Below are 13803 nucleotides of genomic sequence, written 5' to 3' on the forward strand. Positions count from 1 at the left end.
TGACACCCGGCCCTGCGAGCCGCCTCGGCGGACGCCCGCTGCGGCGCGCTGTGGAAGCGGCCCCGGCGGTACGAGACCCGGCTCAGCCGACTGCCTCACGGCCGGGACGGCCTTTCCGGCTGCCTCGCGGCCACGGCTGACACCCGGCCCTGCGAGCCGCCTCGGCGGACGCCCGCTGCGGCGCGCTGTGGAAGCGGCCCCGGCGGTACGAGACCCGGCTCAGCCGACTGCCTCCGCGGTCACGGCCGGGACGGCCTTTCCGGCTGCCTCGCGGCCACGGCTGAGAACCGGGCCCCCTTCCGGCTGCCTCGCGGCCACGGCGGACGCCCGCTGCGGCGCGCGGTGCGTCAGCGCAGGACGCCCTCGATGTGGCACGTGCATGGCGCCCTGCGCCGCCGGCTGCACCCGCGCGCCGTGTGATCACACCGTGGGCAGACGGGTCACGAAGTCGGCGACGGCCGCCCGTACGTCGTCCGCCGTCCATTCGAGGCCCGGCGAACGTACGGCGACCTCGGTGAAGGACAACCCCGGCGCGCTGCGGTCCCAGGGGTTGGCGAAGAGGAACGTCCCCGTCTCCTCGGCCTGGCGCACCGCCGCCTCCATGAGGACGTCCGAGTCGTACGGCAGCCAGACCTGGAAGTCGTGGGTGTGCGGCTCCTCGGGGTGCACGCGCACCCACGGGACCCCTGCCGCGGCGAAGCCCTCCCTCAGCGCGGCGGCGACCACGCGCGCGTGCCGCACATAGTCAGGCAGCCGGGGCAACTCGCGCTCCAGGCCGGCGAGCGCCGACAACGCGGTGGGGAACTGCTGGAAGACCATGCCGCCGTAGCGGTGCCGCCATGTCTTCGCCTCCGCCACCAGAGTCTTCGGTCCCGCCAGCGCGGCGCCGCCGAAGCCGTCGAGGGACTTGTAGAACGACACGTAGACGCTGTCCGCCAGGCCCGCGATCTCCTCAAGGGGCCGGCCGAAGCGGACCGTGCACTCCCACAGGCGCGCGCCGTCGAAGTGCACCACCGCGTCGCGCTCCCGCGCGGCCTCGACGACCTCGGTGAGCTGCTCCCAGGTGGGCAGCACGAAACCGGCGTCCCGGAGGGGCAGTTCCAGCATCAACGCCCCGAAGGGCTCGTCGAAGTCGCGTATCTCGGCGGCGGTGGGCAGCCGGGGCTCGCTGGTCACGTGCACCGGACGCAACCCGCTGACCTGGCTGAACGCATGCCGTTCGTGCACCTCCGGGTGGGCCAGTGCGTGCAGGGCGACCGCTCGGTCGCCGGTGCGGCCCGCCCAGCAGCGCAGCGCCACCTGCTGGGCCATCGTGCCGGTCGGGAAGAACGCGGCGGCCTCCGTGCCGAGCAGGGCCGCGACCCGTTCCTCCAGGTCCGCCACGATCCCGTTGCCGTAGATGTCCGTGTTCCGGTCCAGGTCGTACACCTCGGGTGCCGTTTCCAGGAGAGCTGCCAGCCGCTCCCGGATCGTGCGCTGGAAGCCCGGGCGCCACAGCACCCGCTCCGCCTTCGCGAAGGCGGCCCGGCGCCGCTCCCGCATCCGTTCCCGTTCGGACTGCTCCGTCTGCTGCTCGTCGCCCGTCTCGGCCGTACCAGTCATGTGCGGATCATGCCCTGCGGCGGCCGTTCGGGCAGCCGGATTTCAGGCGCACGCACGGGTGGTGGCGCCCGCGGGCGTCGGGTGCGGCCGGAGCGCCGGTGGACACGCGACTGCGCCGCGTACACGTGGCGTAACCCACAGCCTGTGGACAACCAATCGGCTCCGGACCGAGATAGCGTTAACATGACGAGAAATCGTCCGGTACCCAGAGCGGACTGGAACGGGAAGGCCGCCGTCGCGTGAGTACAGTCCACCAGCAAGACCTCAAGGACCGCCCCGCGCGGCTCACCGTCGGCGTCGTGGGCGCCGGGCGCGTGGGTCCCGCGCTCGCCGCGTCCCTCCAGCTCGCCGGGCATCGCCCGGTGGCCGTCTCGGGCGTCTCCGACGCCTCCCGGCGGCGCGCCGAGACCATGCTCCCGGACGTGCCGCTGGTGCCGCCCGCCGAGGTCCTCGAGCGCGCCGACCTGGTGCTGCTCACAGTCCCCGACGATGTCCTGCCCGGCCTGGTCACCGGTCTCGCCGAGACCGGTGCGGTACGGCCCGGCCAGCTGCTCGTGCACACCTCCGGCCGGTACGGCGCGAGGGTCCTCGACCCGGCCCTGCGCGCGGGCGCGCTGCCGATGGCCCTGCACCCCGCGATGACCTTCACGGGCACTCCGGTGGACGTGCAGCGCCTGGCCGGCTGCTCCTTCGGCGTCACCGCCCCCGAGGAGCTGCGGCTGGCCGCCCAGGCCCTCGTCATCGAGATGGGCGGCGAGCCCGAGTGGATCAGCGAGCAGAACCGCCCGCTCTACCACGCGGCCCTCGCCCTCGGCGCCAACCACCTGGTGACCCTGGTCGCCCAGTCCATGGAACTGCTGCGCACCGCGGGCGTCGAGGCGCCCGACCGGATGCTCGGCCCGCTGCTCGGCGCCGCCCTGGACAACGCCCTGCGCTCCGGCGACGCGGCGCTCACCGGGCCCGTCGCGCGCGGCGACGCCGGTACGGTCGCCGCCCACATCACCGAGCTGCGCAGGCACGCCCCGCAGACCGTCGCGGGCTATGTCGCGATGGCCCGCGCGACCGCGGACCGGGCGCTCGCGCACGGCCTGCTGAAGCCCGAACTCGCCGAGGACCTGCTCGGCGTGCTGGCCGACGGCGCCGGCGGAACGAGCGCCGACGGCAGCAACGGCGGTGGCACGAACGGCACTCACGGCACCGAGGGGAACGACCGATGACCACCGCCCTGCTGAGCACCGCCGACGAACTCCACGCGCGCGTGCGCCGCGGCCGTCGCGCCGTCGTGATGACCATGGGTGCCCTGCACGACGGCCACGCCACGCTGATCCGCGCCGCGCGCGAGATCGCGGGACCGGACGGCGAGGTCGTCGTCACCGTCTTCGTCAACCCGCTGCAGTTCAGCGCGGGCGAGGACCTGGACCGCTACCCGCGCACCCTCGACGCCGACCTGAAGATCGCCGATCAGGCCGGTGCGGACGCGGTGTTCGCGCCCTCCGTGGACGAGGTCTACCCCGGCGGCGACCCCCAGGTGCGGATCACCGCCGGCCCCATGGGCGAACGCCTGGAGGGCGCCTCGCGGCCCGGCCACTTCGACGGCATGCTCACCGTCGTCGCCAAGCTGCTCCACCTCACCCGTCCCGACGTGGCCCTCTACGGCCAGAAGGACGCCCAGCAGCTGGCCCTGATCCGGCGCATGGTGCGGGACCTGAACTTCGGCATCGACATCGTCGCCGTACCGACCGTGCGCGAGGAGGACGGCCTCGCCCTGTCCAGCCGCAACCGCTACCTCTCGCCGGACGACCGCCGTACCGCGCTCGCGCTGTCCCGCGCGCTGTTCGCGGGCCGTGACCGGCACGCCGCGCAGGAGGCGCTGCGCGCGCGTGCCCGCGAAGTGCCCTCCACGCACGCGCGTGCCGAGGCGCTGAGCGCCCTCGGGGAGTCCCGCGCGGCCGCCGACGCGCACGCGGTCGCCACGGCGTCCCCCGGCGGTCCGGCGGCCGTCCGCGCGGCCGCCCGCCAGGTGCTGGACGAGGCCGCCCGGCTCGTCCCGCCGCTCGAACTGGACTACCTGGCGCTCGTCGACCCGTCCGACTTCACCGAGATCGGCGACGACTTCACCGGCGAGGCCGTCCTCGCCGTCGCCGCCCGGGTCGGCACGACCCGGCTGATCGACAACCTTCCCTTGACCTTTGGAGCCGCCTCGTGACCAGCACAGGCACCAGCACCGGCATACGACTGCACGCGCCCGCCCCCGGCTGGGCCATCTCCGCGGACGTGGTCGTCGTCGGCTCCGGCGTGGCAGGCCTGACCGCGGCCCTGCGCTGCGAGGCCGCGGGCCTGACGACGGTCGTCGTCACCAAGGCCCGCCTGGACGACGGCTCCACGCGCTGGGCGCAGGGCGGCATCGCCGCCGCCCTCGGCGAGGGCGACACGCCCGAGCAGCACCTGGACGACACCCTGGTGGCCGGCGCGGGCCTGTGCGACGAGGAGGCCGTACGGATCCTCGTCACCGAAGGCCCCGACGCGGTACGGCGGCTCATCGACACCGGCGCCATCTTCGACGAGTCCTCCGAAGGAGGACTGGCCCTCACCCGCGAGGGCGGCCACCACCGGCGCCGGATCGCGCACGCGGGCGGCGACGCCACCGGCGCGGAGGTGTCCCGGGCGCTCGTCGAGGCCGTACGCGCGCGTGGGCTGCACACCATCGAGAACGCGCTCGTGCTGGATCTGCTGACCGACGCCGACGGCCGTACGGCGGGCGTCACCCTGCACGTGATGGGCGAGGGCCAGCACGACGGCGTGGGCGCCGTGCACGCGCCCGCGGTGGTGCTCGCGACCGGCGGCATGGGCCAGGTGTTCTCCGCGACCACCAACCCGTCGGTGTCGACCGGCGACGGCGTGGCGCTGGCGCTGCGCGCGGGCGCCGAGGTCAGCGACCTGGAGTTCGTGCAGTTCCACCCGACCGTGCTGTTCCTCGGCCCGGACGCCGAGGGCCAGCAGCCGCTGGTCTCCGAGGCGGTGCGCGGCGAAGGCGCCCACCTGGTCGACGCCGACGGGGTGCGCTTCATGGTGGGGCAGCACGAGCTGGCCGAGCTGGCGCCCAGGGACATCGTCGCCAAGGGCATCCTGCGGCGGATGCTGGAGCAGGGCGCCGAGCACATGTACCTCGACGCCCGCCACTTCGGCGCCGAGATGTGGGAACACCGTTTCCCGACCATCCTGGCCGCCTGCCGCGCCAACGGCATCGACCCGCTCACCGAGCCCATCCCGATCGCCCCGGCCGCCCACTACGCCTCCGGAGGCGTGCGCACCGACGCCCGGGGCCGGACGACCGTGCCCGGCCTGTACGCGTGCGGCGAGGTCGCCTGCACCGGCGTGCACGGCGCCAACCGGCTCGCCTCCAACAGCCTCCTCGAAGGCCTCGTCTACGCCGAGCGGATCGCCGCCGACATCGCGGCGGCCCGCGCGGAGAACGGCCTCCACGCGCGCGTGCCCGTACCGGTCGAGCACCCCGAGACGCCTGCGCACCCGCTGCTCGCCCCCGAGACCCGGTTCGCCATCCAGCGGATCATGACCGAGGGCGCCGGCGTGCTGCGCTCCGAGGAGTCCCTCGCCAAGGCCGCCGAACAGCTGCAGCGGCTGCACACGGAGGCCCGCGACGCTCTTGAGGAGAACGGCAAGACCGCCGAGCCCGGCGTCGACACCTGGGAGGCCACCAACCTCCTGTGCGTCGCCCGCGTCCTGGTCGCCGCCGCGCGGCTGCGCGAGGAGACCCGTGGCTGCCACTGGCGCGAGGACCGCGCCGAGCGCGACGACACCCACTGGCGTCGGCACATCGTCGTACGGCTGAACCCCGACCGGTCGCTGGCCGTGCACACCACCGACACCGCAGACTTCCCCCCTACCCGGTAACACCCAGCGCCTCAGGAGCAGTGACAGACGTGAGCACCGACGACCTTCCCCTCGCCCCGACCGGCGGCTGCGGCGACGGCTGCGCCTGCGGCGCCGAGGGCGACGAGGAGTACCTGGAGAGCGGGCTCGACCCCGCGCTCGCCGAGCTGCTGGCCGCCGCCGGGCTCGACCCGATCGAGGTCGAGGACATCGCCAACGTCGCCATCCAGGAGGACCTGGACGGCGGTGTGGACGTGACGACCGTCTCGACCATCCCCGAGGACGCCACCGCCACCGGCGACTTCACCGCGCGCGAGGCGGGCGTCGTGGCGGGCCTCAGGGTCGCCGAGGCCGTGCTGTCCGTGGTCTGCACGGACGAGTTCGAGGTCGAGCGGCACGTCGAGGACGGCGACCGCGTCGAGGCCGGGCAGAAGCTGCTGTCGGTCACCACGCGCACACGTGACCTGCTGACGGCCGAGCGCAGCGCGCTGAACATCCTGTGCCGGCTGTCCGGCATCGCGACGGCCACGCGCGCGTGGGCGGACGTGCTGGAGGGCACCAAGACCAAGGTCCGCGACACCCGCAAGACGACCCCGGGCCTGCGCTCGCTGGAGAAGTTCGCCGTCCGCTGCGGCGGCGGCGTCAACCACCGCATGTCGCTGTCCGACGCGGCCCTGGTGAAGGACAACCACGTGGTCGCCGCAGGCGGCGTCGCGCAGGCCTTCAAGTCCGTACGGGAGGCCTTCCCGGAGGTGCCGATCGAGGTCGAGGTGGACACCCTGCACCAGCTGCGCGAGGTCGTCGAGGCGGGCGCGGACCTGATCCTGCTGGACAACTTCACGCCCGACGAGTGCGCGGAGGCCGTCGGGATCGTCCGCGGCCGGGCCCTGCTGGAGGCCTCCGGCCGGCTCACGCTCGACATCGCGCGCGTGTACGCCGACACGGGCGTGGACTTCCTGGCCGTCGGCGCGCTCACCCACTCCGCGCCGATCCTGGACATCGGCCTCGACCTGCGCGAGGCGGAGTAACCGCGATGCTCCTCACGATCGACGTCGGCAACACGCACACCGTCCTCGGCCTGTTCGACGGCGAGGACATCGTCGAGCACTGGCGCATCTCCACGGACGCGCGCCGTACGGCGGACGAGCTGGCGGTGCTGCTGCAGGGCCTGATGGGCATGCATCCGCTGCTCGGCGAGGAGCTGGGCGACGGCATCGACGGCATCGCGATCTGCGCGACCGTCCCGTCGGTGCTGCACGAGCTGCGCGAGGTCACCCGGCGCTACTACGGCGACGTTCCCGCCGTGCTGGTCGAGCCGGGCGTGAAGACGGGCGTGCCGATCCTCACCGACAACCCCAAGGAGGTCGGCGCGGACCGGATCATCAACGCGGTCGCGGCCGTCGAGCTGTACGGCGGCCCGGCGATCGTCGTGGACTTCGGTACGGCGACGACGTTCGACGCGGTCTCCGCGCGCGGGGAGTACGTCGGCGGGGTCATCGCGCCCGGCATCGAGATCTCCGTGGAGGCGCTCGGCGTCAAGGGCGCCCAGCTGCGCAAGATCGAGGTGGCCAGGCCCCGCAGTGTGATCGGCAAGAACACGGTCGAGGCCATGCAGTCCGGCATCGTGTACGGCTTCGCGGGTCAGGTCGACGGGGTTGTCGGCCGGATGGCGCGGGAGCTCGCCGACGACCCGGACGACGTGCGGGTCATCGCCACGGGCGGGCTCGCGCCGATGGTGCTGGGGGAGTCCTCGGTGATCGACGAGCACCAGCCGTGGCTGACGCTGATCGGGCTGCGGCTGGTGTACGAGCGGAACGTGTCACGGCTGTGAGCTGACCGGCCGGTGAGGTGACCGGCGCCTGTGCGGGGCGCCGGTCATCTCGCTCCACGCGCGTGTGCCATAGCCCCGGTCGAGGGAAACCGGGAGCGACACGCGGCGCAAAGATCATCCCTATTCGTCACTTTTGTCCGATTAGCGGTAGCGTCGCCGCATGCCCACGCCATACGGATCCCGCGGCGGCATGGCGTTCGGCGTGGAGGAGCTGCGTGTGCTCCGCCGCGCCCTCGCCCTCGCCCTTCACCCCGGCCAAGCCTCCGCCGAGGACGTCCAGGACTGCTTCCGGCTCGCCGAGTCGCTCGACGAGGCGCTGCACGAGGGGGCGAGGCAGCGCGCTTTCCTGGTGGCCGACCTCGGCCGGTACCGGGCGGCGCTGCCGGGTGCCGCCGCCGGCTACCTGACCCTCCTGGAAGAGGCGCTGGGCGCCGGGCACCGGCCGACGCCGGACGATCTCGCCGCGCTCCGGGCGCTGCGCGGGAACCCGGCGGCGGCCGCGCTGCTGGACCGTTGCCAGGCGCTGGCCGAGCAGGACGTACGGGCCCGGTTCGCGCAGGGCGCGCGCAGGGTGCCGGCGCCCGCCGTACCGCCCTCCCGTGCCCGCCTGCTGGCCCTTCCGGGCGGCGGAGGAACGTCCGGGGTGTCCCAGGCCCGGGAGGGTGCCGGAGAGCCGCAGAAGCCGGCTCAGAGGCCTCCGCAGAAGCCCGCGCCGAAACCCGCGCCGACGCCTGGGGAGCGGCCCGGCACGGAGCCGGCGGCGCCGAAGCGGCCCATTCCGACGCCGGGGGAGGTCTTCCCGCGCCGCAAGCCGGCGCAGCCGGCGAGCCCGACCGAAACCCGCCAACTGGCCGCCGGCTGAGCGACCCGGCCTCTGCCTTCGGACGGCCCCGTCATCTCTCGGGGGCACGAGTGCCGTCGGCGGTCACCAGGTCCTGGCGGGTGACCCCGTGGGCCATGAGCGCCATCCGTACCCCGTACCTTTCGGGTGTCGGCGCGTGGCTACTCTGGTGGGCATGGACTACGTCTCCGCGCTCGTGCCCCCGGTCGTCATGGCCGTGTTCTTCATCGGTGTGGTCAGGGTGATCGTGAAGACCCAGGGCGGGGCCGCCAAGGCCAAGGAGGACGCGGCCGTCGACGCCGCCCTCGCGCGTGCGGAGGGTGTGCGCAAGACCTCCGCCGCCGGTGACGCCTGAGTCCGCCCGCCGGGCCCCGGCTCCGCGACTTCGAGCCGTGCGCCCTTTTTGTTCGCATTCATGGGCTTAGTGCACGTCCGGCACGCCGATGCCGGGATCTCCCACTATTGTTCTGAGTTGTGCCTCGCCCATTGGGAGAACTCGAAGACGCGGTCATGACGCGGGTGTGGAAGTGGAACCGCCCGGTGACCGTTCGAGAAGTCCTGGAAGACCTCCAGCAGGAACGCTCCATCGCGTACACCACCGTGATGACCGTTTTGGACAATCTCCATCAGAAGGGCTGGGTGCGCCGCGAGGCGGAAGGCCGGGCCTATCGATATGAGGCCGTCTCGACGCGAGCCGCGTACGCCGCCGCCCTCATGAACGACGCCTGGTCGCAGAGCGACAACCCGGCAGCGGCTCTCGTCGCCTTCTTCGGGATGATGAGCGAGGAACAGCGCCAGGCCCTCCGGGACGCCGTACGCATCGTCCAGGGACCGGAAACCCCGGAGGCCCCGGAACCGCGGCAACGGGAAGCCGGGCAAGAAGAGGAGAACCCCGGCGCGGCACCGGACGCGGACGGGCGATAGCGTCCGCTCATGTCAGCAGAGCGCCCTGAAGTCTCCGCAAAAGCCATCACGGTCCGCCGCGCCCGGACCAGCGATGTACCGGCCGTACGCCACCTCCTCGACGCCTACGTCCGCGACCGCATCCTGCTCGACAAAGCCACCGTCACGCTTTACGAGGACATCCAGGAGTTCTGGGTCGCGGAACGCGACGACGACGCCGAGGTGGTCGGCTGCGGCGCGCTCCACGTCATGTGGGAGGACCTCGCGGAAGTCCGCACTCTCGCGGTGAAGCCCGGTCTCAAGGGCGCCGGCGTCGGCCATCAGTTGCTGGAGAAGTTGCTGCAGACCGCTCGCTGGCTCGGCGTTCGCCGGGTTTTCTGCCTGACCTTCGAAGTGGACTTCTTCGGGAAGCACGGCTTCGTGGAGATCGGGGAGACGCCGGTCGACACCGATGTGTACGCGGAGCTCTTGCGTTCCTATGACGAGGGCGTCGCGGAGTTCCTGGGTCTCGAACGAGTGAAACCGAACACCTTGGGCAACAGCCGGATGCTTCTGCATCTGTGATCGTCATTGCCCCGGTGCCCTATGTCCGAAACGCGCATGTTTCCGGACGGAGGCGGTCCGTCGGTCCTCTACCGGTCCTCTCCCAGGGGTTTGTGTTTTTCCGGCAAAAGCGGTTTGCTTTCCGACGTACTGCAGTACTGCATATAACAGGGGCGGCGAAACGGCGGACGCCGCACACCCCTGGCCCTCAACGTTATCGATGAAAGGAAATCCGGTGGCACAGAAGGTTCAGGTCCTTCTTGTCGACGACCTCGACGGCGGCGAGGCGGACGAGACGGTGACGTTCGCGTTGGACGGCAAGACGTACGAGATCGATCTCACGACCGCCAATGCGGACAAGCTGCGCGGCCTTCTCGACCCCTATGTCAAGGGCGGTCGTCGTACCGGTGGCCGTGCGTCGGGCGGACGCGGAAAGGCGCGTGCCGCTTCCGGTGGCAACCAGGACACCGCGGCGATCCGCGCCTGGGCGAAGGAGAACGGTTACGAGGTCAACGACCGCGGTCGCGTTCCCGCGTCCATTCGCGAGGCCTACGAGAAGGCCAACGGCTGATCCCGCCGGCAGGCGGTCGGCATTCCCGCGCGCGGGCGCCACAGCCGGACCCGGTGACACTGTGCTGCCACCGTGTCCAGCAGTCGTACGAGATCGGGGGCGCACTCTTCGCGCCCCATGGCCGGCAGCGCCGGCAGCGAGGCCTCGACCTCGCCTCCAGGCCCAGGGGGCCGCAGCCATAGGGCGGCCCCCTGCACGGACCCGGTCCACCCGGCCCCCTCGGACCCGGTCACCGGCGGGACCGGTGCTTCCATCACGTCGCCCGCCCCCAGGACCCGCAGGTCGAGGGCCACGGCGCTCCACTCCAGCCAGTCCAGCAGTCCCGGCAGCTCCTCGGCGCTGCCCACGGCCACCAGCAGCTGCATCCGGTCGCCCCGAAGGGCCACCGGAGAGCCCGGCGCGAGATGCCGGAGCGCCCCCGCGCCCGCCTCGGCCGGCACGTCCAGGACGTCGAACCGCACCCCGGTGAGCAGCCTCAGCGGCCGTCCGGGCACTGTCGCCCAGCCCAGATCGTTCTCGTACCAGTGCCGGATCCGGATGTCCGGGCCGTGCGGAAGATCACTGGTGTCCGCTACGTCCGGATCCAGCGGGCGACGGGGAAGGGGGACTGTTGAGGCCGTGGGGACCGAGCCAACCATGCCAAGTGCAACCGCCCAAGTGGGTCGCGGGTTACGCTGAGTGGCAGATCAATTGCGCGCAGTGCCGAAAGAGGGGGCGCGCGGGGGTGCGGGGAGGCGCAAGGTTGTTCGCCCATAGCGGAGGGAACCGGTGCGCGCTGCATGGAGTGTCAGTCCCAGCGGGTAAGACATGCCTAGTGGGAGGGGGCGACACGAAGGTCGGGCCGTCTCACGTTCGCCATCGGCGTACTGGCGATGGGGGTAACTGCCTGGCCTGCGGGAACATCGTCTCGCACCATCGGGTTGGAGCAGATGTCGGCGTTAGCGGGGTCAGGAGGCCATCGACGGTGTCGGCAGTTGGAATGAGCGGTCCCCGCTTGCGGGACTAAGCTGCGGAAGGACAGGGAGGGGAAGTTCCCCCCACTGCCTGACCGCTCTGAGGAGCGATTAACGATGTTCGAGAGGTTCACCGACCGCGCGCGGCGGGTTGTCGTCCTGGCTCAGGAAGAAGCCCGGATGCTCAACCACAACTACATCGGCACCGAGCACATCCTCCTGGGTCTCATCCACGAGGGCGAAGGTGTCGCCGCTAAGGCCCTGGAGAGCCTCGGCATTTCGCTTGAGGCGGTCCGCCAGCAGGTGGAGGAGATCATCGGTCAGGGCCAGCAGGCCCCGTCCGGCCACATCCCCTTCACCCCCCGTGCCAAGAAGGTCCTGGAGCTGTCGCTCCGTGAGGCTCTTCAGCTGGGCCACAACTACATCGGCACGGAGCACATCCTGCTCGGCCTGATCCGTGAGGGCGAGGGCGTCGCCGCCCAGGTCCTGGTCAAGCTGGGCGCTGATCTCAACCGGGTGCGGCAGCAGGTCATCCAGCTGCTCTCCGGCTACCAGGGCAAGGAGACCGCCGCCGCCGGCGGCCCGGCCGAGGGCACCCCCTCGACCTCCCTCGTCCTGGACCAGTTCGGCCGGAACCTCACCCAGGCCGCTCGTGAGTCCAAGCTCGACCCGGTCATCGGGCGCGAGAAGGAGATCGAGCGGGTCATGCAGGTGCTGTCCCGTCGTACCAAGAACAACCCGGTGCTGATCGGTGAGCCCGGCGTCGGCAAGACCGCCGTCGTCGAGGGCCTCGCCCAGGCCATCGTCAAGGGCGAGGTGCCCGAGACGCTGAAGGACAAGCACCTCTACACCCTGGACCTCGGCGCCCTGGTCGCCGGCTCCCGCTACCGCGGTGACTTCGAGGAGCGCCTGAAGAAGGTGCTCAAGGAGATCCGCACCCGCGGCGACATCATCCTGTTCATCGACGAGCTGCACACGCTGGTCGGTGCGGGTGCCGCCGAGGGCGCCATCGACGCGGCTTCCATCCTGAAGCCGATGCTGGCCCGCGGTGAGCTGCAGACCATCGGTGCGACCACGCTGGACGAGTACCGCAAGCACCTGGAGAAGGACGCGGCCCTGGAGCGCCGCTTCCAGCCCATCCAGGTCGCCGAGCCGTCCCTGCCGCACACGATCGAGATCCTCAAGGGCCTCCGCGACCGGTACGAGGCGCACCACCGCGTCTCCATCACCGACGAGGCCCTGGTCCAGGCGGCCACCCTGGCCGACCGGTACATCTCCGACCGCTTCCTGCCGGACAAGGCGATCGACCTGATCGACGAGGCCGGTTCCCGGATGCGCATCCGCCGGATGACCGCTCCGCCGGACCTGCGCGAGTTCGACGAGAAGATCGCCGCCGTCCGCCGGGACAAGGAGTCCGCGATCGACTCGCAGGACTTCGAGAAGGCCGCCTCCCTGCGCGACAAGGAGAAGCAGCTCCTGGCCGCCAAGGCCAAGCGGGAGAAGGAGTGGAAGGCCGGCGACATGGACGTCGTCGCCGAGGTCGACGGTGAGCTGATCGCCGAGGTCCTCGCCACGGCGACGGGCATCCCGGTGTTCAAGCTCACGGAGGAGGAGTCCTCCCGTCTGCTCCGCATGGAGGACGAGCTCCACAAGCGGGTCATCGGCCAGAACGACGCCGTCAAGGCGCTGTCGAAGGCGATCCGTCGTACGCGTGCCGGTCTGAAGGACCCCAAGCGTCCGGGTGGTTCGTTCATCTTCGCCGGCCCGTCCGGTGTCGGTAAGACCGAACTGTCCAAGGCGCTCGCCGAGTTCCTCTTCGGTGACGAGGACGCGCTGATCTCCCTCGACATGTCGGAGTTCAGCGAGAAGCACACGGTCTCGCGTCTCTTCGGTTCGCCTCCCGGCTACGTGGGCTACGAAGAGGGCGGTCAGCTGACGGAGAAGGTGCGCCGCAAGCCGTTCTCGGTCGTCCTCTTCGACGAGGTCGAGAAGGCCCACCCGGACATCTTCAACTCGCTGCTGCAGATCCTGGAGGACGGTCGTCTGACCGACTCCCAGGGCCGGGTCGTGGACTTCAAGAACACGGTCATCATCATGACGACCAACCTCGGCACCCGGGACATCTCCAAGGGCTTCAACCTCGGCTTCGCCGCCGCGGGCGACACGAAGACCAACTACGAGCGCATGAAGAACAAGGTGTCGGACGAGCTCAAGCAGCACTTCCGCCCCGAGTTCCTCAACCGCGTCGACGACGTGGTCGTCTTCCCGCAGCTGACCCAGTCGGACATCCTGCGGATCGTCGACCTGATGATCAGCAAGGTGGACGAGCGCCTGAAGGACCGGGACATGGGCATCGAGCTCTCCCAGTCCGCCAAGGAGCTGCTGGCCAAGAAGGGTTACGACCCGGTGCTGGGCGCGCGTCCGCTGCGCCGCACGATCCAGCGCGAGGTCGAGGACACGCTCTCGGAGAAGATCCTCTTCGGCGAGCTGCGTCCCGGTCACATCGTGGTCGTGGACACCGAGGGCGAGGGCGAGTCCCAGACCTTCACCTTCCGCGGTGAGGAGAAGTCGGCGCTGCCCGACGTCCCGCCGATCGAGCAGGCGGCCGGCGGTGCCGGTCCGAACCTGAGCAAGGAGGCGTAAGCCTCCGGCCCAGTGGGCGACGAAA

Annotated in this window: 13 protein-coding genes; 11 read left to right on the forward strand and 2 right to left on the reverse strand. The window is 71.4% G+C overall.

What is annotated here, in order from left to right:
- Positions 1-420: 420 nt before the first annotated feature.
- Positions 421-1602 (reverse strand): threonine aldolase family protein, encoded by a 1182-nt coding sequence (locus tag ACFYOH_RS40340; RefSeq protein ID WP_388636246.1) that lies wholly within the window; start codon positions 1600-1602, stop codon positions 421-423.
- Positions 1603-1841: 239 nt separating this feature from the next.
- Here ACFYOH_RS40340 and ACFYOH_RS40345 point away from each other — a divergent pair, with 239 nt between their 5' ends.
- From ACFYOH_RS40345 to ACFYOH_RS40390, 10 genes are all read left to right on the forward strand, one after another.
- Complete coding sequence (locus ACFYOH_RS40345) at positions 1842-2819, forward strand: Rossmann-like and DUF2520 domain-containing protein (RefSeq protein WP_388636248.1); 978 nt, start codon at positions 1842-1844, stop codon at positions 2817-2819.
- Complete coding sequence (gene panC, locus ACFYOH_RS40350; RefSeq protein WP_388636250.1) at positions 2816-3808, forward strand: pantoate--beta-alanine ligase; 993 nt, start codon at positions 2816-2818, stop codon at positions 3806-3808. Before ACFYOH_RS40345 ends, panC begins: the two co-directional genes overlap by 4 nt.
- Positions 3805-5514: an L-aspartate oxidase gene (locus ACFYOH_RS40355; protein ID WP_388636252.1), complete on the forward strand. Its 1710-nt coding sequence runs from the start codon at positions 3805-3807 to the stop codon at positions 5512-5514. Before panC ends, ACFYOH_RS40355 begins: the two co-directional genes overlap by 4 nt.
- A gap of 29 nt (positions 5515-5543) precedes the next feature.
- Positions 5544-6521, forward strand: a complete 978-nt coding sequence (nadC, locus tag ACFYOH_RS40360; RefSeq protein ID WP_388636254.1) for a carboxylating nicotinate-nucleotide diphosphorylase — start codon at positions 5544-5546, stop codon at positions 6519-6521.
- Positions 6522-6526: 5 nt separating this feature from the next.
- Positions 6527-7324, forward strand: a complete 798-nt coding sequence (locus tag ACFYOH_RS40365) for a type III pantothenate kinase (RefSeq protein ID WP_153540962.1) — start codon at positions 6527-6529, stop codon at positions 7322-7324.
- Positions 7325-7514: 190 nt separating this feature from the next.
- A complete protein-coding gene (locus ACFYOH_RS40370; protein WP_388636307.1) occupies positions 7515-8186 on the forward strand; it encodes a hypothetical protein in 672 nt (223 codons plus the stop codon).
- Positions 8187-8340: 154 nt separating this feature from the next.
- On the forward strand, positions 8341-8520 hold the full coding sequence (locus tag ACFYOH_RS40375) for a hypothetical protein (RefSeq protein WP_388636309.1): 180 nt from the start codon (positions 8341-8343) through the stop codon (positions 8518-8520).
- 155 nt (positions 8521-8675) lie between these two features.
- On the forward strand, positions 8676-9089 hold the full coding sequence (locus tag ACFYOH_RS40380; RefSeq protein ID WP_388636256.1) for a BlaI/MecI/CopY family transcriptional regulator: 414 nt from the start codon (positions 8676-8678) through the stop codon (positions 9087-9089).
- Positions 9090-9098: 9 nt separating this feature from the next.
- On the forward strand, positions 9099-9632 hold the full coding sequence (locus ACFYOH_RS40385) for an amino-acid N-acetyltransferase (RefSeq protein ID WP_388636258.1): 534 nt from the start codon (positions 9099-9101) through the stop codon (positions 9630-9632).
- A gap of 214 nt (positions 9633-9846) precedes the next feature.
- Positions 9847-10182 carry an Lsr2 family protein gene (locus ACFYOH_RS40390; protein ID WP_030751806.1) on the forward strand — a complete coding sequence of 112 codons (336 nt, stop codon included), beginning with the start codon at positions 9847-9849 and terminating at the stop codon, positions 10180-10182.
- On the opposite strand, the gene ACFYOH_RS40395 is transcribed toward ACFYOH_RS40390, so the two are convergent.
- The gene (locus ACFYOH_RS40395) at positions 10161-10820 is read right to left on the reverse strand and encodes an SCO3374 family protein (RefSeq protein WP_388636260.1); all 660 of its coding nucleotides are present in this window, start codon (positions 10818-10820) and stop codon (positions 10161-10163) included. The genes ACFYOH_RS40390 and ACFYOH_RS40395 overlap by 22 nt on opposite strands.
- A gap of 432 nt (positions 10821-11252) precedes the next feature.
- Between ACFYOH_RS40395 and ACFYOH_RS40400 the strand changes: the two genes are divergently transcribed.
- Complete coding sequence (locus tag ACFYOH_RS40400; RefSeq protein WP_351550636.1) at positions 11253-13778, forward strand: ATP-dependent Clp protease ATP-binding subunit; 2526 nt, start codon at positions 11253-11255, stop codon at positions 13776-13778.
- The last annotated feature ends 25 nt before the right edge of the window (positions 13779-13803 follow it).

The sequence above is a fragment of the Streptomyces sp. NPDC007856 genome, assembly GCF_042868225.1.
Taxonomy (GTDB): domain Bacteria; phylum Actinomycetota; class Actinomycetes; order Streptomycetales; family Streptomycetaceae; genus Streptomyces.